14 protein-coding genes and 1 pseudogene are annotated in these 22861 nt (G+C 65.1%); 7 read left to right on the forward strand and 8 right to left on the reverse strand.

The features are described 5' to 3' along the window. Positions 1-12 precede the first annotated feature (12 nt). Positions 13-900, forward strand: a complete 888-nt coding sequence (locus ACZ9C1_RS11620) for a DMT family transporter (RefSeq protein ID WP_102684308.1) — start codon at positions 13-15, stop codon at positions 898-900. On the opposite strand, the gene ACZ9C1_RS11625 is transcribed toward ACZ9C1_RS11620, so the two are convergent. Next, positions 901-1182 (reverse strand): Rdx family protein, encoded by a 282-nt coding sequence (locus ACZ9C1_RS11625; protein WP_023633166.1) that lies wholly within the window; start codon positions 1180-1182, stop codon positions 901-903. Between the two features lie 66 nt (positions 1183-1248). On the opposite strand from ACZ9C1_RS11625, the gene ACZ9C1_RS11630 reads away from it, so the two are divergent. After that, positions 1249-3435: a patatin-like phospholipase family protein gene (locus tag ACZ9C1_RS11630; protein WP_102684307.1), complete on the forward strand. Its 2187-nt coding sequence runs from the start codon at positions 1249-1251 to the stop codon at positions 3433-3435. A gap of 80 nt (positions 3436-3515) precedes the next feature. Here ACZ9C1_RS11630 and ACZ9C1_RS11635 read toward each other — a convergent pair whose 3' ends face one another. Continuing rightward, positions 3516-3953, reverse strand: coding sequence for a MarR family transcriptional regulator (locus ACZ9C1_RS11635; protein WP_102684306.1), 438 nt, complete (start codon positions 3951-3953; stop codon positions 3516-3518). A 138-nt stretch (positions 3954-4091) separates the two neighbouring features. Further along, the gene (gene recQ, locus ACZ9C1_RS11640; RefSeq protein WP_277505337.1) at positions 4092-6239 is read right to left on the reverse strand and encodes a DNA helicase RecQ; all 2148 of its coding nucleotides are present in this window, start codon (positions 6237-6239) and stop codon (positions 4092-4094) included. A 244-nt stretch (positions 6240-6483) separates the two neighbouring features. On the opposite strand from recQ, the gene ACZ9C1_RS11645 reads away from it, so the two are divergent. After that, entirely contained in the window at positions 6484-7071 is a 588-nt protein-coding gene (locus ACZ9C1_RS11645) for a YecA/YgfB family protein (protein ID WP_023630694.1), read from the forward strand. 8 nt (positions 7072-7079) lie between these two features. Beyond that, a complete protein-coding gene (locus ACZ9C1_RS11650; RefSeq protein WP_414536609.1) occupies positions 7080-7445 on the forward strand; it encodes a YbaN family protein in 366 nt (121 codons plus the stop codon). A gap of 41 nt (positions 7446-7486) precedes the next feature. On the opposite strand, the gene ACZ9C1_RS11655 is transcribed toward ACZ9C1_RS11650, so the two are convergent. Further along, positions 7487-13870, reverse strand: a complete 6384-nt coding sequence (locus ACZ9C1_RS11655) for a retention module-containing protein (protein WP_476253987.1) — start codon at positions 13868-13870, stop codon at positions 7487-7489. Between the two features lie 489 nt (positions 13871-14359). Between ACZ9C1_RS11655 and ACZ9C1_RS11660 the strand changes: the two genes are divergently transcribed. The 3 genes from ACZ9C1_RS11660 (at position 14360) to ACZ9C1_RS11670 (ending at position 19358) form a co-directional block, all read left to right on the forward strand. Beyond that, complete coding sequence (locus ACZ9C1_RS11660) at positions 14360-15733, forward strand: TolC family outer membrane protein (RefSeq protein WP_102684321.1); 1374 nt, start codon at positions 14360-14362, stop codon at positions 15731-15733. Positions 15734-15810: 77 nt separating this feature from the next. Beyond that, positions 15811-17946 carry a type I secretion system permease/ATPase gene (locus tag ACZ9C1_RS11665; RefSeq protein ID WP_110701039.1) on the forward strand — a complete coding sequence of 712 codons (2136 nt, stop codon included), beginning with the start codon at positions 15811-15813 and terminating at the stop codon, positions 17944-17946. A gap of 56 nt (positions 17947-18002) precedes the next feature. Further along, a complete protein-coding gene (locus ACZ9C1_RS11670) occupies positions 18003-19358 on the forward strand; it encodes an HlyD family type I secretion periplasmic adaptor subunit (RefSeq protein ID WP_046854598.1) in 1356 nt (451 codons plus the stop codon). A gap of 138 nt (positions 19359-19496) precedes the next feature. Here ACZ9C1_RS11670 and ACZ9C1_RS11675 read toward each other — a convergent pair whose 3' ends face one another. From ACZ9C1_RS11675 to ACZ9C1_RS11690, 4 genes and pseudogenes are all read right to left on the reverse strand, one after another. Then, a complete protein-coding gene (locus tag ACZ9C1_RS11675; RefSeq protein WP_476253988.1) occupies positions 19497-20096 on the reverse strand; it encodes a tRNA-uridine aminocarboxypropyltransferase in 600 nt (199 codons plus the stop codon). Positions 20097-20249: 153 nt separating this feature from the next. After that, on the reverse strand, positions 20250-21278 hold the full coding sequence (locus ACZ9C1_RS11680; protein WP_371918135.1) for a methyl-accepting chemotaxis protein: 1029 nt from the start codon (positions 21276-21278) through the stop codon (positions 20250-20252). A 228-nt stretch (positions 21279-21506) separates the two neighbouring features. Beyond that, a pseudogene (locus ACZ9C1_RS11685) lies at positions 21507-21857 on the reverse strand (PAS domain-containing protein); the annotation flags it as partial. Positions 21858-21955: 98 nt separating this feature from the next. Further along, positions 21956-22849 carry a LysR family transcriptional regulator gene (locus tag ACZ9C1_RS11690; protein WP_102684298.1) on the reverse strand — a complete coding sequence of 298 codons (894 nt, stop codon included), beginning with the start codon at positions 22847-22849 and terminating at the stop codon, positions 21956-21958. Positions 22850-22861: the final 12 nt, after the last annotated feature.

Here is a 22861-nt window from a genome sequence, read left to right on the forward strand (position 1 = left end):
CTAGGGACCACCATGAACCACCGCACCGCCCTCGGCGCCCTGCATATCGGCGCGCTGTTCTTCGGCCTGACCGGCGTCTTCGGCAAACTGGCCGCCAGTGCCAGTCCTACGATCATCGTCTTCGGCCGGGCCATGTTCGCCGTCCTGGCCCTGGGCCTGTTCGCCGGCCTGGCGCGCCAGGCCTGGCAACCACTGCGCGGCCAGGACCTGCGCCGGCTGCTGCTGGGGGGGGTGCTGCTGGCCGGGCATTGGGTGAGCTTCTTCATCGCGGTCAAGGTCGGCGGCGTGGCCATCGCCACCCTCGGCTTCGCCAGCTTCCCAGCCTTCACGGTGATCCTCGAAGGCTTGTTGTTCCGTGAACGCATCCGCCGCAACGAGGCTGTGCTGGTGCTGTTGGTGAGCATCGGCCTGGTGCTGGTCACCCCCGCCTTCGACCTGGCCAGCGAGGCCACCGGCGGGCTGCTCTGGGCGTTGCTCTCAGGCCTGCTGTTCTCGCTGCTGTCGCTGACCAACCGTGCCGGTTCCGGGCGCCTGCCCGCCGTGCAGGCGGCGCTGTGGCAGAACCTGGTGGTGAGCCTGTGCCTGCTGCCGTTCGCCGCGCCGGGCCTGACTGCCGTGGCGCCCATGGACTGGCTGTGGATCGCCCTGCTTGGCATCTTCTGCACCGGCGTCGCCCACAGCCTGTTCGTCGCCAGCCTGGCGGTGATCAAGGCGCGCACCGCCGCGGTGGTGTTCGGCATGGAGCCGGTCTATGGCATCGCCGTGGCCTGGGTGGTGTTCGCTGAACAGCCAACCCTGCGCATGCTCGCCGGTGGTGCCTTGATCATCTTCGCCATCGTCCTGTCCAGCCGTCTGGCCGCCGAGCAACCCACCCGGCAGACCGTGGCCGAAAGCGCCTGATCAGCGATCGTTGTGACCCAGGTCGCGCTGCGGATCGATCTGGTCACGCACCCGCTGCTTGAGCGCCTTGGCCTCGGGGAAGCCGCCGTCGGCCTTGCGCTCCCAGATCTGCACGCCGTCGCAGGTGATGCGGAATACCCCGCCGGTACCAGGCTCCAGGGCGACCTGGCCGAGGTCGTCAGCGAAGGTGCTGAGCAACTCCTGAGCCAGCCAGGCGGCACGCAGCAGCCATTGGCACTGGGTGCAATAAGTGATGACAATTTGCGGCTTGCTGTCGGCCATGTCGGGGAACTCCGTAGGAAGGGCCGCTTATACTAGCGGTCTTTACCCTCTGGTTTGAGACTCACGATGCGCCGCCTGCTGTTCTGCCTCCTGCTGATGCTCACTTCCATCACCTTGCATGCCGCCGAAACGGCGCGCCCGAAAATCGGCCTGGTGCTGTCGGGCGGTGCCGCCCGCGGCCTGGCCCATATCGGCGTACTCAAGGCCCTGGAAGAACAGGGCGTACGCATCGACGCCATCGCCGGCACCAGCATGGGCGCGGTGGTCGGCGGCCTGTACGCCTCGGGCTACAGCATCGCCGAGCTGGAGAAACTGGCCACCACCCTGGACTGGCAACAGGCCCTGTCCGACGCCCCGCCGCGCAAGGACGTGCCGTTCCGGCGCAAGCAGGACGACCGCGACTTCCTGGTCAAGCAGAAACTGAGCTTTCGCGACGACGGCAGCCTGGGCCTGCCACTGGGCGTGATCCAGGGCCAGAACCTCGCCCTGCTGCTGGAAAGCAAGCTGGCCCATGCCGCCGACGTGCGCGACTTCGACAAGCTGCCGATCCCGTTTCGCGCCGTGGCCACCGACATCACCAGTGGCGAGAAAGTGATCTTCCGTCGCGGCCACCTGCCGCAGGTGATCCGCGCCAGCATGTCGATCCCGGCAGTGTTCGCCCCGGTGGAACTGGACGGCCGGCTGCTGGTGGACGGCGGCATGACCGACAACATCCCGCTGGACGTGGTGCGCGAGATGGGCGTGGACATGGCCATCGTCGTCGACATCGGCACCCCGCTGCGCAACCGCAAGCAATTGGCCACGGTGGTGGATGTGCTCAACCAGTCGATCACCCTGATGACCCGGCGCAACTCCGAGGAGCAACTGGCCAGCCTGCGCCGCGAAGACATTCTCGTCCAGCCGCCGCTGTCCGCGTTCGGCGTCACCGACTTCGGCCGCGCCCAGGACATGATCGATGCCGGCTACCGCGCCACCCGCGCCCTCGATCCGCGCCTGGCGGCGCTGCGCCAGCCCGAGGGCGACAGCAACCTGGCGGTGGCGCGCTCGCCGAAACAACGCACGCCGATCATCACGGCCATCAAGGTGGAGAACGACTCCAAGGTCAGCGACGACGTGGTCCGCTACTACATCCGCCAACCGATAGGCGAGCCGCTGGACCTCGGCCGCCTGCAAACCGACATGGGCACCCTCTACGGGCTGGACTACTTCGACCAGGTGCAATACCGCGTCGCGCACAAGGGCGATGAACATACCCTGGTGATCAGCGCCCGCGGCCGGCGTGGCGGTACCGATTACCTGCGCCTGGGCCTGAACCTGTCGGACGACCTGCGCGGCGACAGCGCCTTCAACCTTGGTGCCAGCTACCGGGTCAACGGCATCAACCGGCTCGGCGGCGAATGGCTGACCCGGGCCCAGATCGGCGACGACCAGGAGCTGTACAGCGAGTTCTACCAGCCGCTGGACGTGGGCTCGCGTTACTTCATCGCCCCCTATCTGGCCCTGGGCTCGCAGAATGTGGAGGCCATCCTGGACAACGACCCGGTGGCCGAGTACCGCCTAGAACGTTACGGCTTCGGGCTCAATGTCGGGCGGCAGATCGGCACCTACGGCGAGGTGCGCCTGGGCGTGGGCAAGGCCTGGGGCAACGCCGAGGTGCGCATTGGCGACCAGGACTTGCCCAAGGTCAGCTTCAACGAGGGTTTCTACGAGCTCAAGTACTCCTTCGACACCTTCGACAACGTCTACTTCCCGCACAGCGGCGAAGACATCGGCCTGACCGTGCGCAAGTACGACAAGTCGCTGGATTCGGACCAGAACTACCGGCAGTGGCTGTTCAACCTGGACAAGGCCATCAGCAGCGGGCCGAACACCCTGGTGCTGGGCGGGCGCTACGGGCGCACCCTGGACGATGCCGAGGTGGTCACCTCAAGCTTCGTGTTCGGCGGGGCACGCCAGCTATCGGGCTTTCGCCAGGACTCGATCTCCGGGCAGAACATGAGCCTGCTGCGCATGGTCTACTACCGCCGCCTGACGCCACGGGCCTACCTGCCCCTGGACTTCCCGCTGTACCTGGGCGGGTCGCTGGAGCGCGGGCGGGCGTGGAACAACGACAACGAGTTCGACAGCGGCTACATCAATGCAGCGAGTATCTTCCTGGGGCTGGAAACGCCGCTGGGGCCGTTGAACCTGAGCTATGGCGCCAACGATGCGCATGAGAAGGCGGTGTACCTGAACCTGGGGCATACCTTCTAGAAATGATCGCGGGGCAAGCCGCACCCACAAGCCAAGCAGAATCTTGTGGGAGCGGGCTTGCCCCGCGATCTACGTCAAGCTCAGGACTTTTCGAGATTATCGAGAATCTTCGCATGCACGCGCATGCACACTTCCAGGTCGGCCTCATCGACCCCGGTGAACAACTCGAGCCGCAACGCATTGGCGATGGTCTCGATCTGGTCGATCAGCGGCTTGGCCGGCGGGCACAGCAGGATCTTCTTGGCCCGACGGTCTTCCATCACCGCCTGGCGGCGCACCAATCCCTGGCTTTCCAGGCTGTCGAGCAGGCGCGCCAGGGTCGGGCCCTCGACGCCGACGCTCTGGGCCAGCTCGCGCTGGGTCGGCGCCTCCTCGAACCTGGCCAAGTGCAGCAGCACCAGCCAACGGGCTTGCGACAGGTTGAGCCCGGCCAGGCGGCGATCCAGCTCGGCGCGCCAGCCTCGGGACATCTGGGCCAGCTGCATGCCGAAGCGGTGTTGGTTGTCGGTCAGGGGCATAAGTAACTCAATGAATAGAACTAATTATTAGCCAGCTAACCATGGCCCGACCGATCAGGCAAGGTTCGACGCCACGGAAATGACTGATAATCATGTAAGGGTATGACAAAGGTCAGCAAATGGCACAAATGCCGGCAATCACACACCGAACTCCACGGCAAGCGCCGCCCGCACGCAGTGCAGCACACCTTCCGGCACCCGCTGGCCGAACAGCGATGCCACAGCGGACACCGCAGGCAGCTCGCCCTCGCCGTCGAGGAAGGCGTCCTGCACTTCCATCATCAGCTCTTCAGGCAGGTCCAGTGCCTGCTCCAGGCTCAGCTCCTGGCGGCCGATGGCCTCGGCCAGCAAGCTGTAGACGTTCTTCTCAGTGCAGTTGAGTTGCCCGGCGATCTGTGCCGGTGTCATGCCGGCGCGGGCCAGGCTGACCAGTTCGTGGCGTAGGTCGAGCACCACCTTCGGCGCTTCATCGGTGCCACCGGCGCCATTGAGCACCTCAAGGAAGGCCTGGCCGTAGCGCTCCAGCTTGCGCGCACCGACACCACTGACCTGGGCCATGTCGCCGAGGCTGGTAGGCATGCTGCGCAGCATCTCCAGCAAGGTGGAGTCGGGGAAGATGACATAAGGCGGCACGCTGTGCTCTTCGGCCAGCTTGCGCCGCAAGGTGCGCAACGCCTCCCACAATTCGCGTTCCTCGGCGCGCACCAGCTGGCTGGCCGGGCTGCCGCCACTGCCGCCGGACGCCTTGGCCGCGGTCTGCGGCTTGAGGTCGCGGCGCAGTTGCAGGTTCACCTCACCGCGCAACAGCGGTCGGCAGCTGTCGGACAGGCGCAGGCCGCCGTAGCCTTCCAGGTCGATGTCCACCAGGCCACGCGCCACCAACTGGCGGAACAGCGAGCGCCATTCGGCCTCGGCCAGCGTCTTGCCGACGCCGAACACCGACAGTTTCTCGTGGCCGAAATTGCGCACCTTCTCGGTGTCCTTGCCCAACAGCACATCGACCAGATGGCCGACACCATAGCGCTGGCCGGTGCGGAACACTGCCGACAAGGCCTGGCGCGCGGGCTCGGTGGCGTCCCAGGTCTGCACATTGTCGACGCAGTTGTCGCAGTGCCCGCAGGGCTGCTCCAGCACCTCGTCGAAATAGGCCAGCAATGACTGGCGACGGCAACGGGTTTCCTCACACAGGGCCAGCATGGCGTCGAGCTTGTGCTGTTCGATGCGTTTATGCCGCTCGTCGCCCTCGGAGTTCTGCAGCATCTGCTTGAGCATCACCATGTCCTGCAGGCCGTAGGCCATCCAGGCGTCCGATGGCAGGCCGTCACGGCCGGCACGGCCGGTCTCCTGGTAATAGGCCTCGAGCGACTTGGGCAGGTCGAGGTGAGCGACGAAACGCACGTTGGGCTTGTCGATACCCATGCCGAAGGCGATAGTCGCGACCATGATCAGCCCTTCCTCGTTGAGAAAGCGATGCTGGTTGGCGGCGCGGGTCTCCGCAGCCAGGCCGGCGTGGTACGGCAACGCCGGGAAGCCCTGCTCGCAGAGGAAGGCCGCGGTCTCGTCGACTTTCTTGCGCGACAGGCAATAGACGATGCCGGCGTTGCCGCGCCGCTCGCCGAGGAACGCCATCAACTGCTTGCGCGGCGCCTCCTTGGGCACGATGCGGTAGAAAATGTTCGGTCGGTCGAAACTCGACAGGAAACGCTCGGCGCCCTGCAGGTGCAGGCGCTGGACGATCTCCTCGCGGGTACGCATGTCGGCGGTGGCGGTCAGGGCGATGCGCGGCACATGGGGGAACAGCTCGGCAAGCTGGCCCAGTTGCAGGTATTCCGGACGGAAGTCGTGGCCCCATTGCGAGACGCAGTGGGCCTCGTCGATGGCGAACAGGGAAATGTCCAGGCCACGCAGGAAGTCCAGCATGCGCGGCTGCACCAGGCGCTCGGGGGCCAGGTACAGCATTTTCACCTCACCGCGGCGCAGGCGCCCGGCCAGGTCGCGCTGCTGCTCGGCGCTGAGCGTGGAGTTCAGCGCAGCGGCGGCCACGCCCAGCTCGTCGAGGGTGGCGACCTGGTCGTCCATCAGCGCGATCAGCGGCGACACCACCACCGTCAAGCCGGGGCGCAGCAAGCCGGGCACCTGGAAACACAGGGACTTGCCGCCACCGGTGGGCATCAGTACCAGTGCGTCGCCGCCGCCCGCCACACATTCGATGATCGCTGCCTGGCGCCCGCGGAAACTGTCGTAACCGAAGACATCCTTGAGGACGCGCTGAGCCTGTTCGAGCATTTGCCACTCCAAAATCGCCGTACCATCCTGGACTCAGGCTGGACGATAAATCCGCCGCGCACACACCGAATGCGTAAGCGGTTTTTGCCGGATGGCCGCAAAACGCCACCTGGCACGAAAAACCGCGGAGTATACCCGACTGCCGCGCCCCCCGGCATGCCCCGGTGACGGACGTTCCCTTTGCCCCGCGAGCGCCGCAAGGTGCTAGAATTCAGCATCGTTTATTCCCCAAGGTAGCCCTGTAATGTCCTTCGCCGAGCAACTGACCCGCCTGCAAGCCTTCCTCGACGCCGATGAGCTGCACGAAGAAGCGCTGGACTACGTCGCCGCCCACGGCTACCTGACCGCGCTGTCGATCTGCTCTGAAGAAGTTCCAGAACGCGAATGGATCGATGCGCTGTTCGCCGAAGAACCCCATTACGCCAGCGATGCCCAACGCACCGAGATCGAGGCCACCCTGGTCGCGCTCAAGGGGCACATCGCCCGCCAGTTGGCCAGCGACGAGGAATTCGACCTGCCTTGTGAGCTTGACCTGACCGAAGAGCCGGACGACTCCGACCTGCGCGGCTGGTGCATCGGCTTCATGGAGGGCGTGTTCCTGCGTGAAGAGGCCTGGTTCGAGAATGCCGAGGAAGAAGTCAGCGAAATGCTGCTGCCGATCATGGTCGGCTCGGGCCTGTTCGACGAACAACCCGAGTTTGCCGACATTGCCGGCAACGCCAACCTGCAGGACGACATGATCGTGCAGATCCCCGAGGCACTGAGCGCGTTGTTCCTGCTGCTGCACGCCCCCGAAGAGAAGCCCGCCCTGCTCAAGCCACGCCACCACTGACCAAGGTGGTGCGCTACCTGCTGCTGGCCATCGGCTGGCTCAGCGTCGCGCTGGGGGTGGCGGGGATCTTCCTGCCGGTATTGCCCACCACCCCGTTCCTGCTGCTGGCGGCGGCCTGCTTCGCCCGCAGCTCGCCGCGTTTTCACCACTGGCTGGTGAACCACCCGAAACTCGGACCGTGGATACGTGACTACCTCAGCGGTGAGGGGATCCCGCTCAAGGGCAAGGTGTATGCGATCGGCCTGATGTGGGCGAGCATCGGGCTGTCCTGCTATCTGGTGCCGTTGTTCTGGGCGCGGGCGTTCATGCTGACCAGCGCGGTACTGGTCAGTGCCTGGATCCTCAAGCAGAAGACCTTGCACCGGCCACAGTGACGCCATCGCGGGGCGGACTTGCCCCGCGATGCGCTGCTGGCTTACACCGTATCCACCTTCAACGAGTGGTCATTGAGCATGCCGTTGATGATGGTCGCGGTGTCATGCCCGGCCGCGATCAGCCCCCCTGCCCCGGCCGAAACGCCATAATGCTGCGCCAGGTCCACCCCAGCCAGGTCGATGGTCTGGGTCGGCGCCGCGCCGGCGACGCTGCTGACCTCGATGGTCGACACCACATTGGTGCCGGTGCCACTGATCTTGAAGTGCAGGTAGTCGTCCAGCGACGCACTGGTGGCGTTCTCGCCCTGTAGCAGTTGCGACAGATCCAGACGATCACTGCCAGGGGTGAAGTCGGTCACGGTGTCGTGCCCGGTCTCGCCCTTCTGCCAGACAAAGCTGTCATTGCCACTGCCGCCGGTGAGCGTGTCGTTGCCCGGCCCGCCAATCAGGATGTCGTTGCCCGCACCGCCCTTGAGCACATCGTTGCCCACGCCGCCGTTGAGCAGGTTGTCACCGTCATTGCCGGTCAGGGTGTCGTTGTAGTCCGAGCCGATCAGATTCTCGATACCGCTGAGGGTGTCCAGCCCGGCACCGACGGTGTTCTGCTGCCCGACATGGCCAAGGTCCACGGCCACGCCGGCGGTGGCCTTGGCGTAGCTGGCAGTGTCGTTGCCGGCTCCGCCGTCGAGCAGGTCGTTGCCAGGACCACCGATCAGCAGGTCGTCGCCATCACCACCGTGCAGGCTGTTGTTGCCCGCCCCCGCCACCAGCACATCATTGCCGGCGCCACCGTTGAGGGTGGTATTGCCGGCCCCGGCCAGCAGTACATCGTCACCGCCGGTGCCGGTAAGGGTGTTGCCGGCCTGGTAAGTGATATCCACCGCTCCGCTGCCGTTGCCGCCATGGTTGTCGCTGACGGTGTAGCTGCCGTGATAGTCCTCGTTGCTGGCATTGCTGTAGTCCACCACCAGGCTCAGCTTGTAGTTCTCGGCAGCCTTGCTGTTGCCAGCGGCGTTCTCGGTATTGATCACATGGATGCTGTACACCCCGTCATGGGTGGCCGTGAAGCTGCCGCCGTCGACGATGGACTGGTAGCTGCCGCCGGCATCCTTCCACTCCATCAGCAGGTTTCCCGCGGGCCGGTCATGGTCGAGAGTGAGGGTTTCGCCCTTGCGCAGGGTCACCGTCAGGGTGTCCTCGTCGTTGGCATTGGCGGTGCTGATCGAGCCCAGGTAACCAGCCACCACCAGGGCAGCGGTCATGCTGCCGTTGAGGCTGGTGAACTCGCTGCGGGCCAGGTCGCGCAACTGGTTCTCGGCCTTGTTGGCGGTGGCATCGAACTTGATGGTCTGTGCCTGGGTGCCCGCCGTGAAGCCCGCGCCCTTGTCGGCGAAGTTGGTATTGAAGGTGGTCGGCGCGGCACTCAGGGTGTCGTGGTCCGGGTCGCGGTCATTGGCCAGCAGCGCCTCTGCCGGCACCGTCAGGGTGGCGCCCTTGATATTGGTGATGATGTGGTCGGCACCAGCGACCGGCGCGCCATTGCTGTTGATGTTGATCGTCAGGCTGGCACTGCGGGTATCGCCGTCGTTGTCGCTGGCGGTGAAGCCGAACTTCTCCACCTGGCCGCTGCCGTTGTCCTTCGCTGGCGTGTAGGTGAACTCGCCGCTGTCCATGTTCACCACCAGGGTGCCGCCCAGGCCGGTCTTGATGTTCAGGCTGTTGCTCACGGTGTCGAAGGTGGCTTTGTCCACGCCGCCGCTGGCCGCGTAACCGCCCTGCCCAGCATTGGCCTTCGGATCGTAGGTGTAGGTGGTGCCATCGACCAGGAGCGCCTTGATGAAGCCGCCATCAGCCCCGAAATCACCGCCACTCATGAGGCTGCCGGTAATCGGTGCGCCCTGCACCGTGCCGGAGAGCACCGCGCCTAGCTGGCTGAGGTCGGTAACCACCACCGAGTTGGTGTCGGTATGGCTGCTGCCGTCGTAGGCCAGTGGGTCGAGGTTGCCCTCGTTGACGCCGCTGCCCATGCCGATGGCGTAGGACTTGATGCCGTTGCTGTCGAGGAAGGATTCCCAGGCGGCTTCCCGTGGCGCGGTCATGGCATGACCATTGGTGGGCTCACCGTCGGAGAAGAAGTAGCTGATGTTCTGCGCGCCCACCAGCTTGCCCGTGGTGGCGAAGGCTTCCTGGGCCTTGGTCGCTGCCGAATCGTAGTAGGTCGAGCCGCCTGGGCTGAGCCCGGCGATCAGGTTCTTGGCCTCGCTGATCGTGACCCACACCGGGGTCTGCACCTGCGCACCGGTGCCGAAGGTGACGATCTGCACCTTGATGTCGCCCATCTCGTCGTACTTGTCGAGCAAGGCATTGATCGCCTGCTTGGCCAGTTCCAGACGGGTCAGCCCCGGCATGCCGGAGCTTGCCGCCATGCTGCTGGACACATCCACCACCAGCAGGATGTTGGAGTCCACCTGGCCGGGCGTGATGCTGCGCACCGCGCACTGGACCGTCGGCACATCGTCGACGATGTTGATGGCAATGGTGCTGGTGACGCTGTTGCCCAAGGCGTCGGTAGCCTTGTAGGTGAAGTACTCGTTGACGGTGTTGGCGCCGTCGTTGGCACCACCCGGGGTCTTCGGCGCCGAGGTCAGGGTATAGGTGTAGGAACCGTCGGCATTGAGCTGGATCTGCCCGTACTGGCCCACGGCATTGCCGACCAGGCTGTAGGTCAGTGCGCCGACGCCGCCCTGGACCGACCCCACCAGGCTGCCAGAGGCTGTCTCGCCAGTGGAACCCGACTCGCTGCCGGTGACGGTGCCGGCGGCCAGGTCATTGCCGTCCTTGTGCAGGTCCAGCGCTTTTTCGTACACGGTGACGTCGTTGTCCTCGCACGCCACCAGTTTGCTGTCCTGCACATTGATGCGAATGGTCGTGGTGCTCTCGTCGCCGTCGGCGTCACGGATGGTGTAGACGAAGCTGTCGGTCGCGCCGGCGGCCGGCACGCTGTCGGGGTTGGCGTGGTAGGTGGCGTTGCCCTGGCTGTCCAAGGTCAGGTAGCCATACTGGCCGACGATGGTGTCGCCGACATGGCCGATGGCCGAGGTCGAGGTGTCGGAGCCGGCGCGCACACCGACCACGTACTGCCCGTCGGCACGCACATCGGCGCCGACCACATCGTTGTCCAGCACGTTGCCGCTGACGCTGGCGCCCTCCTTGACCGAGGCTACATCGCAATGGGCCTTGGGCACGTCATCGACGATGCTGACCACGATGGTACTGGTGGTGGTGTTGCCGAGCGAATCCTTGACCTGATAGGTGAAGCTCTCGGTGACCACGTTCGGGCCATCGTTGACGTGGTTGGGCGAGTTCGGCGCCGAGGTCAAGGTGTAGGTGTAGGAACCATCCGCGTTCAGCTGGATCTGGCCATACTGGCCGGTGGCATTGCCGACCAGGGTGAAGGTCAAGGCGCCGATACCGCCGCTGACCGAGCCTGCCAGTGAACCGCTGGTGGTTTCCGTGGTGGCGTGCGGGTCGCTGCCGGTGACGTTGCCCGCAGCCAGGTCGTTGCCATCCTTGGTCAGGTCCAGGGCTTTCTCGTAGACCTTGGCCGTCTCGTCCGGGCAGGCCACCAGCGAAATGTCGTGCACATCGATGGTGAGGGTGGTGGTGCTTTCATCGCCATCGGCATCGCGGATGGTGTAGACGAACACGTCCGTGGCACCGGCTGGCGCCACCGCATTGGGGTTGGCGTGGTAGGTGGCATTGCCCTGGGCGTCGAGCGTCAGGTAGCCATATTGCCCCGCCACGTTGCTGCCCAGCTGACCAATGGCCGAGGTCGAGGTGTCGCTGCCGGCACGCACGCCGACCACATACTGCCCGTCGGCCCGCACATCGGCGCCGGCCACATCGTTGACCAGCACATTGCCGCTGACAGTGCCGCCTTCGTAGACATTGGCGAAGTCGCTGTGAGCCTTGGGCACGTCGTCGACGATGTTGATCACGATGGTGCTGGTGGTGGTGTTGCCGAGCGAATCCTTGACCTGGTAGGTGAAGGATTCCGTCAACACATTCGGGCCGTCGTTCACGTGATTCGGCGAGTTCGGCGCGGAGGTCAAGGTGTAGGTGTAGGTGCCGTCCGAATTCAGTTGGATCTGGCCATACTGGCCGGTGGCGTTGCCGACCAGGGTGAAGGTCAGCCCGCCCACGCCACCGCTGACGGAACTGGCCAACGAACCGCTGGCCGTCTCGCCGGTGGAGCCCGGTTCACTGCCGGTAACATTGCCACCGGCCAGGTCGTTGCCATCCTTGTTCAGGTCAAGCGCTTTCTCGTAGACCGTGACCTCGCTGTCAGGCCCGGCGATCAGCGAGCAATCGCGCACGTCGATGGTAATGGTGGTGGTGCTTTCGTCGCCGTCACTGTCACGCACGGTATAGACGAAGACATCCGTGGCGCCCGCCGGAGCGACGGCGTTGGGGTTGGGGTTGGGGTTGGCGTGATAGGTGGCGTTGCCTTGGGCATCGAGGGTCAGGTAACCGTACTGGCCCTGGACCGGATCGCCCAATTGGCCACTGGCCGATGTCGAGGTGTCGGAGCCGGCTCGCACACCCACCACATAACGACCATCGGCCCGCACGTCCGCGCCGGACGTATCGTTGTCGAGCACATTGCCGCTGACCGTGCCGCCTTCGACGACACTGGCCGCATCGGGATTGGCCTTGGGCAGGTCGTCGATGATGTTCACGTCCAGCGAGCCAGTGGCCGTGCTGCCATCGGTGTCCGTGGCGATGACGGTGAAGTGCTCGGACAGGCTGTTGGCGCCGTCGCCGCTGGCGTGGTTCTCGTTGTCCAGCAAGGTGTAGCTGTAGCTGATCACACCCGTGGCCGGGTTGAAACCGGTGATGGTCAGGGTGTTGCCCAGCGCAGTGGTGATCGACTGCGGGAAACTTGCCGCCACGCCGCCACTGACCACGGTGATACCGCCGACGCTCAAGGTCTGCAGGCCATCGGGCGCCGCCACCGTGAAGGTGCCGCTCTGCGTCAGCGCACCGGGATTGGGCGCACTGCCGTCGGCCAGGTTCTTCTCGTAGACGGTCAGCTCGCCGCCATTGACGTCCAGCCCGCCGAGGGTCACCGGGTCATTGAGGTTGCTGACGTTGAGGGTCAGGGTCGCGGTGCTGGTGTCGCCGTCGGCGTCTTTCAGGGTGTAGGTAAAGTTCTCCACCCCACTGCCGCCACCGTGCAGGTTCTTGAAATCCGGATCGTTGGTATTGAGGGTGTAGGTGTAGGAACCATCCGCGGCCAGCACCAAGGTGCCGTAGGTTCCGACGAAGGTACCGGCCACCACCGGGCCGCTGGGAATGCGGTCCGCGCCCTGGATATCGTTGGTCAGCACATTGCCGCTGAGTTCCAGATGCTGCTCGGTAGCGGTGCTGGCATTGCTGTCGTTCACGGCGCGTGGCACGTCGTCACGGACGATAACGTCCAGCGTGCCGCTGGCCACATCGCCATCGGTATCGCTGACCAGCACCGGGAACTGCTCGCCCAACGTATTGGTCCCGGCACCGTCCGGATGATGTTCCGCGCCGGTCAAGGTGTAGCTGTAGCTCACCACGCCCGTGGCCGGGTTGTAGCCCGTGATGGTCAGCACATTGCCGAGCCCGGTGACGATGGACTGGCCGACGCCGGTCACCACGCCTGCGGTGACCACATTGATGCCACCGACACTGAGGTTGAACACGCCATCGGCGGCAACCACCGTGAAGCTGCCCGACTGGGTCAAGGCCGCAGGATTGCTGGCCGAGCCCTGGGGCAGGTTCGCCTCGTCCAGGATCAACTCGGCCGGGCTGACATCCAGGCCGGTGAGGCTGACCGGATTGTCGGCGGGTGGCGCGCCGGCCGGCAGGGGCGCCGCGTCATTGCCATCGAGCCCACCAAGCTCGAGATTGGCCAGCAAAGGGAAGCCGTTGAAGCCCGCCGTAGGGAAACCAATGGTGGGATCCACCCGACCGGCCACCTCGGTCAGTATCACGAAACTGTGGCCGCCACCGAGCGCACCCGACACGCCACCAGGGTTGCCACCCGCCGCGGTCGCTTCGGCTTCCTGCGTGGGGTCGGCGCCTGCGGCAATGGCTTTTTGCAGTTGCTCGACGTCACTGAGCTGGGCGTTGCTGGGCTGCGCGTCCGGCGCCTGTACATGAGGAGCGCGATCGGCCAGCAGGTCGGGGGTCATCTCCAGGCTGCTGCCACGGCCCAGGGTCAGTTCGGCACCGTTTTGCAAGCGCACCGCCACCGCGCCCTCGCTCCCGGTCTCCAGTTGCTCGCCGGCGAACAGGCGATCCCCTTCCACCAAAAGACGGCGATGACCGTCATCGCCCACCGCGAATACCTGGCCGACTACCTTGCCGACCACACCGACTAATTTAGCCATGAGCGTACGCCTCCCCTGCCGATGGGCTTTTCGCAGATCAAGGCGTGCCGGGTAATGTGCGCAACGGTTCAAGTGCCATGGTTGTTGGAACCACTGCTGTCACGTTCGTGAGAAACCACGCTCCCTGTGACGACTGCCGCGATAGTGAACAGGGCGAATGGCCATTATTCAGTGCCATTTTTTTGTCGCCAAATTCCGCTTTCGCCTTCCTCCCCTGTCTCCTTAGCTGCAAAAAATCTGGAACTTTCACCAAGGCCCGAAAATCGCCTGTCCCAGCCAATTCCCGTAACCACCTGAATGAAACAATGTCCCGGATTCCTTAGACCGCATAAGTTTTTTTTCGCATATATCTTATGAAAAAATCTTCTTAGCTCGCCCGACAAATGTTCTTAGCTCTGTTGTTACAAACCTGAAACGGTTTGATTCTAATTTTTCGTCATTTTTTTGGCGAATAGCAGGACATTATTCAAGACCAGGGAGATGTACCCCATGCGCGCTTTAACCCCCATCACCAGTGCGATTTTGTTGGCCATGGCGTGTGCCAACAGTCAGGCGATGTCGATTACCGAGGCTGTCCAGAACGCCGTGGACCAGCATCCCGAGATCAGCGCCAGCCGCAACAGCAGGCTGTCGGCCGACGAGGATGTGAAGTTCGCCCGCGGGGGGTACTACCCAACCGTCGATCTGGTCGCAGGCTACGGCCGGCAACGTTCGGACAACACCAACACCCGCGGCTTCAACCCGGACGGCACGCGTAACCACAACAAGGAAACGCTCAACTACACCCAATCCGAGCTGCGTCTGCGGCAGATGCTGTTCGACGGCTTCAATACCTCCAACGAGGTCGCCCGCACCGAAGCGGTGGCCACCTCGCGTGCCTACTACACCCAGGCCACCGCCGAGAGCATCGCCCTGCGTGCCATCGAGGTCTACCTCGAGGTACTCAAGCGCCGTGAACTGGTAACCCTGGCCAAGAACAACCTGCAGGCCCACCTGCGGGTCAACGACCAGATCGGCCTGCGCAGCGAACGCGGCGTGGGCAGCACCGCCGACCTCGACCAGTCCCGCGCCCGTCGCGCCCTGGCCGAAAACAACCTGGACACCGCCGAGGTCGACCTGGCCGACGCCGAGGCCAACTTCTACAGCGTAGTCGGGCGCCTGCCCGATGAACTGGAAACACCCGTCACGATCAAGGGCGAAGTGCCGGGCGACCTGCTCAATGCCCGCCAGGGCATGCTGGAGAACAACCCCTACCTCAAGTCGGCGCAGGCTGATGTGCGCTCCGCCGAGCAGCAGTACGAAGTGGCCAAGTCGCCCTTCTACCCACGCCTGGACGCGGTGCTGGCCACCGGTGCCAACAACAACCTCGGCGGCCAGAAAGGGCATGACAACAATGACTGGCAGGCCGGCGTCGAGCTCAGCTACAACCTGTTCCGCGGTGGCAGCGACAAGGCCCGCCTGCAGTCGGACGCGCACAAGATCAACCAGGCGATGGACATCCGCAACAATGCCCTGCGCGAGCTGAACGAAAACCTCAGCCTGGCCTGGAACGCGATGAACAATGCCCGCAAGCAGACCCCGAGCGCCCGCGAGTACGCCGAGACCACCCAGCGCGTGCGCGCCGCCTACCAGGACCAGTTCGGCCTGGGCCAGCGCACCCTGCTCGACGTGCTCGACAGCGAGAACGAGCTGTACAACGCCAACCGTCGCTACACCGAGGTGCGCTATACCGAAGAGTTCTCCATGTACCGGGTACTGGCGACCATGGGCGAGCTGCTGAGCAAGCAGCGTATCTCGCTGCCGCCGGAAGCCATCGCCAAGACCGAAGTGCGCAACGAGGCGAAATTGCCTGACATGCGTTAGGTTCTGACGAGACAAGGGATTTTTCGCCAGCGCCCATTTCCCGTCCACCGCGGCAGGAGTAGGCCATCGTGACCAGTATGCAAAGCGCGCAACCGCGCCTGGATGTTGATGATCCGTTGCTCGATGGCCTGCTGATCCTGTGCAAGCTGCATGGCTGCATGGCCAGCCGTGCCAGCCTGTGCAGCGGCCTGCCACTGGCAGAGCAGCGCCTGGGGCTGGGCCTGCTGCCACGCGCCGCCGCGCGCGCCGGGCTTCAGGCTCGTGTACTGCAGCGTGCCCTGGACGCCATCTCCCCGCTCAACCTGCCGGTGCTGCTGATCCTCAATGACGGCCGCAGCGCCGTGCTGCAACGGTGGGGTGAAAACGGCCGGGCATTGCTGCTGCCATGCGAGGCCGAAGGCGGTGAGCAGTGGGTCGAGCGCGAAGCCCTGGCCGAGGCCTACAGCGGCCAGGCCCTGTTCGCCCGCCCACGGCATACCCTGGAGGACGTGCGCGCGCCGCTCATCCCGCGGGTCAACGCCTGGTTCCGCGACACTCTGCGCCACTCCCGCTGGCTGTACAGTGATGCCCTGCTGGCCAGCCTGCTGATCAACCTGCTGGGCCTGATGGTGCCGCTGTTCGTCATGCAGACCTACGACCGCGTGGTCCCCAACCAGGCGCTGTCCACCCTTTGGGTGCTGGTCGCCGGCCTGTTCATCGGTACCGCCTTCGAACTGGTGCTGCGCATGGTCCGTGCCCACCTGCTGGACCAGGCCGGCAAGAAGACCGACCTGATTCTCTCCGCCACCTTGTTTGAACGCATCACCGGCATGAGCATGAAGGCGCGCCCGGCCACCATCGGTGGCTTCGCCCAGAGCATCCATGACTTCCAGGGGCTACGCGAATTCCTCACCGCAGTGACCCTGACCAGCATCATCGACCTGCCGTTCGTGGCCCTGATGCTGCTGGTGATCGGCCTGCTCGGGGGCTGGCTGGTGGTGATCCCGCTGATCGCCTTCCCGCTGGCGGTAGGCCTGGCGCTGTTCATCCAGGTGCGCCTGCGTGACACCGTGCAAAAAAGCCTGAGCCTCGGCGCAGTGCGCCAGGCGCTGCTGATCGAGACCCTCGGCGGCCTGGAAACCCTCAAGGCCTGCGGCGCTGAAAGCGAACGCCAGTACCAGTGGGAACACACCAACGGCGCCATCGCCCGCCTCGACGCCCATGCCCGCAACCTGTCGTCGCTGGCCAGCAACGGCACCCTGTTCATCCAGCAGTTCTGCGGCATGGCGACGATCGTCGCCGGGGTGTACAGCATCATCGCCGGCAACCTCAGTGTCGGCGCGCTGGTGGCCAGCTACATGCTCGGCAGCCGGGTGCTCGCCCCGCTCGGCCAGATCGCCGGGCTGATCACCCGCTACCAGCAGGCCCAGCTGACCATGCGCAGCACCGATGCCCTGATGAGCCTGCCCCAGGAGCGCGAGGCCGAGCACCAGGCGCTGGAACACACCGCGCTGCAAGGTGGCATCACCATCAACCACGCCACCTTCCGCTATGCCGGGCAAACGGCGCCAGCCCTCAACGACGTGAGCGCCACCCTCAAGCCGGGCGAACGCATCGGTATCATCGGCCGCAGCGGCTCGGGCAAGAGCACCCTCGCCCGGCTGTTGATGGGCTTCCATCACCCCGACGAAGGCCAGGTGCTGCTGGACAACCTCGACCTGCGCCAACTGGATATCAGCGACCTGCGCAGCCAGCTCGGCTACGTGGCACACGACCTGCCGCTGCTGGCCGGCAGCCTGCGCGACAACCTAACCCTCGGCGCACGGCACGTCAGCGACGCGCGCATGCTCGAGGTGGCCGAACTGACCGGCGTCAGCGAGCTGGCCCGCCAACACCCGCAAGGCTTCGACCGCCCGGTGGGCGAGCGCGGCCAGCTGCTCTCCGGCGGCCAGCGCCAGGCCGTGCTGCTGGCCCGGGCCCTGCTGCTGGAGCCGCCGATCCTGATACTCGACGAGCCCACCAGCCACATGGACAACAGCAGCGAGGAACAGCTGCGCCAGCGCCTGCTGAACTGGGTGCCCGGCAAGACCCTGCTGCTGGTCACCCACCGCACCTCGATGCTCAGCCTGGTGGACCGGCTGCTGGTGCTGGACAACGGCAAGATCGTTGCCGACGGGCCGAAGGATGCGGTCATCGACGCGCTGCGCAAGGGCCGTATCGGCGCGGCGCTGTGAACCAACACTCTTGAATCCCTGTGGGAGCGGGCCCCGGCCTGCATCGGAGGTAGAACATGCCCATCAGCCACAGCGTGCGCAGCTACCTCCAGGGCGGCGACAGCCGCGCCGAACGCGACTATATGCCAGAGCTGGCCGGCGCCACCCTGCAGGAATCCCCCAGCCTGTCACGGCTGACCGTGTGGCTGGCGGCGATCCTGCTGCTGGTGGCACTGGTCTGGGCCAACTTCGCGGTGCTCGACGAAGTTACCGTCGGCGAAGGCAAGGCCATTCCGTCGAGCAAGGTGCAGGTGGTGCAGAACCTCGAAGGCGGCATCGTCACCGAGATCTTCGTGCGAGAGGGGCAGATGGTCGACAAGGGCGCCACCCTCCTGCGCCTGGATGACACGCGCTTCAAGTCGAACAAGGGTGAAAGCGAAGCCGACCGTTACGCCCTCAGCGCGCAGGTGGAACGCCTGTCGGCCGAGTCCGAAGGCCGCCCCTTCGTGCTGTCGAGCGAAGTCCGCGCCAAGGCGCCGCAGGTGGCCGAGGACGAGGCCGCGCTGTACGAATCACGACAGCGCCGCCTGACCAGCGAGAAGCAGACCCTCAATGAACAGCTGCGGCAGAAGACTCAGGAGCTGGCCGAGTTCCGTTCCAAGGTCGACCAGTACCGCTCGGCGGTGGGCTTGTTGCAGCAGGAGCTGGACATGTCCTCGCCGCTGGTGAGCAAGGGCGCCATCTCCCCGGTGGAGATCCTGCGCCTCAAGCAGCGCAGCGTCGAGGCGCGCGGCCAGTTGAACGCGACCAACCTGGCCATACCCCGCGCCGAGGCGGCGATCGCCGAGATCCGCAGCAAGATCCAGGAATCGGACGCAAGCTTTCGCTCCGACGCCGCCAAGGAACTCAACGACAAGCGCACCGAACTGTCGAAGATCACCGCCACCAGCATCGCCATCGACGACCGGGTCAACCGCACCACCGTGGTGTCGCCGGTGCGCGGCATCGTCAAGCTGCTCAAGGTCAACACCATCGGCGGCGTGGTGCAGCCCGGCAGCGACCTGGTGGAGATCGTGCCGATCGAGGACAACCTGCTGATCGAGGCCAAGGTACGGCCGCAAGATGTGGCGTTCCTGCATCCTGGACAAACCGCGATGGTCAAGTTCAGCGCCTACGACTACACCATCTATGGCGGGCTCAAGGCCAAGCTGGAACTGATCGGCGCGGACACCGTCACCGACGACAAGGGCAATGCGTTCTACCTGATCCAGGTGCGCACCGACAAGAACCATCTGGGTGGCGACAACAAGCCGCTGCTGATCATCCCGGGGATGGTCGCCACGGTGGACATCATCACCGGGCAGAAGAGCGTGCTGGACTATCTGTTGAAGCCGGTGATGAAGGCCCGGACCGAGGCCTTGCGCGAGCGGTAACTTCACGTCATAGCAGGGACTTCTGTAGGAGCGGCTTCAGCCGCGATGCCGGCGACGCGGTGCCTGGAACCCGCTTCGCGGGTGATCGCGGCTAAAGCCGCTCCTACAGAGGTCTACCCAAAGCAATGCGTCATTAGCTCAGTCCTGCCCATGATTCCGTTGAAACGTCTCGGCGCCCATGGCTGCGATCTGCCCGTCGATCAAGGCCTCGAACGGGCGCAACAACGCATCGAAGCCAGCAGGTGCTTCCAGCACGTTCAGCGCCTGCACGATCGCCTCGAGGGTGGATACGGCGCCTGGCTCAGGTGCCTTGCGCAACCGGTAGCGCGAAGGCAGGACCGCGCCCAGCGTCACCCGTGGCAACGCTTCCAGCTGCGGGTTCAGGTAGAGCATCTTGCGTGCCTTGCGCCAGGTACCGTCAGGTACGATCAGCAGCAACGGCAGATCATCACCCTGCCCGTATGCCTGCAAGACCTCTGCCTCATCACCTGGGAACAACAGGACCGGGCGATAACCCGGTGTCGCCAGCAAGGTCTCCAGGTCATCGAACACCTCGCCGATCCGCAGCTCGGCATTGACCAGCGCAAGGGCCGCCAGGCGCGCCGTGTTCAGGGCGTGGGCGGTTTCACTGGGGTGTTGCAGCACAACCACGCGGGTACGGCTGTCCAGGTACGGGATCAGTGCGCAAAGGCAATGGGCGAGCGGGCGCTGGCAGCGCTCGCAGCGGGGTCTTGGCATGGGGAACTCCTTGGGGCGGGTAGTTTGCCACAGGGCAGCCATCCCCAGGTTGCTGCGAGGCATACGTGGGAGCGGGCTTGCCCCGCGACAAAGCCGGCACCGCAATCGCGGGGCAAGCCCGCTCCCACGCCTCTACTGTTACCCGCTACAGCTTCAGCGGTTGAACCGCTCCGCCAGGCTGTGCAGGTACTCCGCCATGCGCTCCAGGTCCTGGCTGATTTCGGCGCCCTGCTTGGCCTGCCCCGCGCTCTCGTCGCACAAATGAGCGATGCGTACGATCTGCTGGTTGATGTCCTCGGCCACATGGCTCTGCTGCTCGGATGCCGTGGCCATCTGCTGGCTCATGCCGGTGATGCGGCTGATCGCCTGGGCGATGCCCGACAACGCCTCCTGCACCGCCTCGACGCTGTGCACACTGTCACTGGAGATCTGCTGCCCGCGGCTGGCGCTGGCCACCGCGCGGTCGGCACCGGAACGCAGGGTGGAGATGATGTGGTGGATCTCCTCGGTCGAGGCGCGGGTGCGCTGCGCCAGCGACCGCACCTCGTCGGCCACCACGGCGAAGCCCCGGCCCTGTTCGCCGGCCCGCGCCGCCTCGATGGCGGCATTGAGCGCCAGCAGGTTGGTCTGCTCGGCAATCGAGGTGATCACGTCCACCACGCTGCCAATGGACTGGGTCTGCTCGGCCAGGGCGTTGACCGCCTGGCCGATGTCGCTGACCGCCTCGTTCATGCTGCCCATGGCGCGCAGGCTCTGCTGCGCCAGATCGCTGCCCTGCTGGGCCAGCTGGTCAGCGTCGCTGGCGGCGTGGGCGGTGGTCTGCACGTTATGGGTCACCTGCTGGATGGTCGCCGCCATCTGCGCGATGGCGGTGGCCGACTGATCGGTCTCGCTGCGCTGGCGGTCGAGCATCCGCGCCTGGGCATCGGACAACCCGGCGGACTGCGCGGCCCGTGACTTGACCCCGACACCGGCATCCACCAGGCGGGTCAACGCGGTCTGCAGGCGCGCCTCTTCGCTGATGATGGCCAGATCGAGCTGGCCCTGCAGGCCGGGGTTGTCACTGTAGGTCAGGGCCACCAGCGGGCTGGTGAAGGCCTTGGGGTGCTCTTCGAGGGTGCGACGGATCGACTGGTTCTGCCGGTGCTCGACCACGTACCAGGCCGCCAGCAGGCTGGCCATCAGCACCCCCAGCGCCGCGTAGGGCGGCAACCACAGGTAGGCGGCGGCCGAGAGCAGGCCCGCGCCGATCAATGGCCAGCCGTGGCCGATCCCGTGTCCCAGGCGCGCCGCCAGGGGTACCGGCGAACGCCCCGCGCGCAGACGGGCATACAGCTGCTCCGCCCGGCGGATCTGCTCTCGACTCGGCACCGAGCGCACCGATTCGTAGCCACTGATGCGGCCGTTCTCGTACACCGCCGTGACGTAGGCGCTGACCCAGTAGAAATCGCCGTTCTTGGCGCGGTTCTTGACCACGCCCATCCAGGGCTTGCCTTGCTTGATGGTGTCCCACATATGCCCGAAGACCGCTGGCGGCATGTCGGGATGACGCACCAGGTTGTGCGGCTGGCCGACCAGTTCGTCGTAGGTGAAGCCGCTGATGGCCACGAATGCGTCGTTGCAATAGGTAATGCGACTGTTCAGGTCGGTGGTGGAGATCAGCCGCTGGTCTTGGGGAAAGGTTCTTTCGTGCTCGGTGACGGGCAAATTCATGCGCATCGTTGGCGATCCCTTGCTTATCCAGATGAGTGGGAAAATCATCAAAGCAAGTAGATATTTAGCAGAAGGCCAGCACGCCAGCGGTCAAGTTTTGTAGGAAATTCGCTCGACCTGACCGAGCGGATTGAACAACGCCTGCTTCAGCCCACGTTGAGCTGGCTTTTGAGCAGGTCGCGAAACGTCTGGATCAACGGTTCCCGGCTGCGCCCACGACGAATGATCAGGGAAAACGGCGCCTGGTAACCGAAGGTGGCCGGCGACAAGACGCGCAGGTCGCCCTTGTCGACCCAGGCCTGGGCATAGTGCTCGGGCAGGTAGCCGATGTAGGCGCCGGAGAGAATCAGAATCAGTTGTGCCTCCATGCTCTCCACGGTAGCGGCGCTGTGCTTGAAACCATGCCGGGCCAGCTCGGCCTGGCTCCAGTAGCCACGCCCGACCATGCGCTGCTGGGTGACCACCGGTTCGGGGATGCGTCGCTCGGCGAACAGCGGGTGGCGGCTGCTGCAATACAGCCAGTGCTGCTCGCGGTACAACGGCTGGTAGAGCAGCCCGCTCATACGCGAGGAAAACGCGCCGATGGCCAGGTCCAGACGATTGTCCTGCACGCCGAGCTGCAATTCATAGGGACTGGACACCGACAGGTGCAGGTGCACCGCCGGGTGTTCCTGGCTGTAGGCGCCGATGGCCTCGGCCAGCGGCAGGGCGCTGTCGCCAACGGTGGAATCGATCACCCCCAGGTTCAGGGTGCCGCGCAGTTCGCCCTTGAGCGCGGCGGCGTACTGCTCGAAGCCGTCCAGCTCGCCCAGCAGGCGCAGGGTCTCCTGATGGAACAACTCGCCCTTGCTGGTCAGGCTGAAGCCGCCCCGGCCACGGTGACAGAGCACGATCCCGAGGGCGCCTTCAAGCTGGCTCATGTAGGTACTGATCGCCGAGGTCGACAGGTTGAGGTCTCGCTGGGCGTTGGCGAACCCCTGGTGGCGCACCACGCTGGCGAAGATGCGCAGCAGTTTCAGGTCGGGCAGCGATGAGGCCATGGCGCAGGCTCC

It is taken from the genome of Pseudomonas sp. TE21435, assembly GCF_056279265.1.

What these genes read in the sequence shown, in the direction of transcription:
- ACZ9C1_RS11645 (WP_023630694.1), top strand. Translation starts at nt 6,484, where the DNA reads ATGTCCTTCGCCGAGCAACTGACCCGCCTGCAAGCCTTCCTCGACGCC.
- ACZ9C1_RS11635 (WP_102684306.1), bottom strand. Translation starts at nt 3,953, where the DNA reads ATGCCCCTGACCGACAACCAACACCGCTTCGGCATGCAGCTGGCCCAG.
- ACZ9C1_RS11660 (WP_102684321.1), top strand. Translation starts at nt 14,360, where the DNA reads ATGCGCGCTTTAACCCCCATCACCAGTGCGATTTTGTTGGCCATGGCG.
- recQ (WP_277505337.1), bottom strand. Translation starts at nt 6,239, where the DNA reads ATGCTCGAACAGGCTCAGCGCGTCCTCAAGGATGTCTTCGGTTACGAC.
- ACZ9C1_RS11680 (WP_371918135.1), bottom strand. Translation starts at nt 21,278, where the DNA reads ATGGCCAGCCTGCTGGCGGCCTGGTACGTGGTCGAGCACCGGCAGAAC.
- ACZ9C1_RS11675 (WP_476253988.1), bottom strand. Translation starts at nt 20,096, where the DNA reads ATGCCAAGACCCCGCTGCGAGCGCTGCCAGCGCCCGCTCGCCCATTGC.
- ACZ9C1_RS11620 (WP_102684308.1), top strand. Translation starts at nt 13, where the DNA reads ATGAACCACCGCACCGCCCTCGGCGCCCTGCATATCGGCGCGCTGTTC.
- ACZ9C1_RS11670 (WP_046854598.1), top strand. Translation starts at nt 18,003, where the DNA reads ATGCCCATCAGCCACAGCGTGCGCAGCTACCTCCAGGGCGGCGACAGC.
- ACZ9C1_RS11655 (WP_476253987.1), bottom strand. Translation starts at nt 13,870, where the DNA reads ATGGCTAAATTAGTCGGTGTGGTCGGCAAGGTAGTCGGCCAGGTATTC.
- ACZ9C1_RS11690 (WP_102684298.1), bottom strand. Translation starts at nt 22,849, where the DNA reads ATGGCCTCATCGCTGCCCGACCTGAAACTGCTGCGCATCTTCGCCAGC.
- ACZ9C1_RS11665 (WP_110701039.1), top strand. Translation starts at nt 15,811, where the DNA reads ATGCAAAGCGCGCAACCGCGCCTGGATGTTGATGATCCGTTGCTCGAT.
- ACZ9C1_RS11625 (WP_023633166.1), bottom strand. Translation starts at nt 1,182, where the DNA reads ATGGCCGACAGCAAGCCGCAAATTGTCATCACTTATTGCACCCAGTGC.
- ACZ9C1_RS11630 (WP_102684307.1), top strand. Translation starts at nt 1,249, where the DNA reads ATGCGCCGCCTGCTGTTCTGCCTCCTGCTGATGCTCACTTCCATCACC.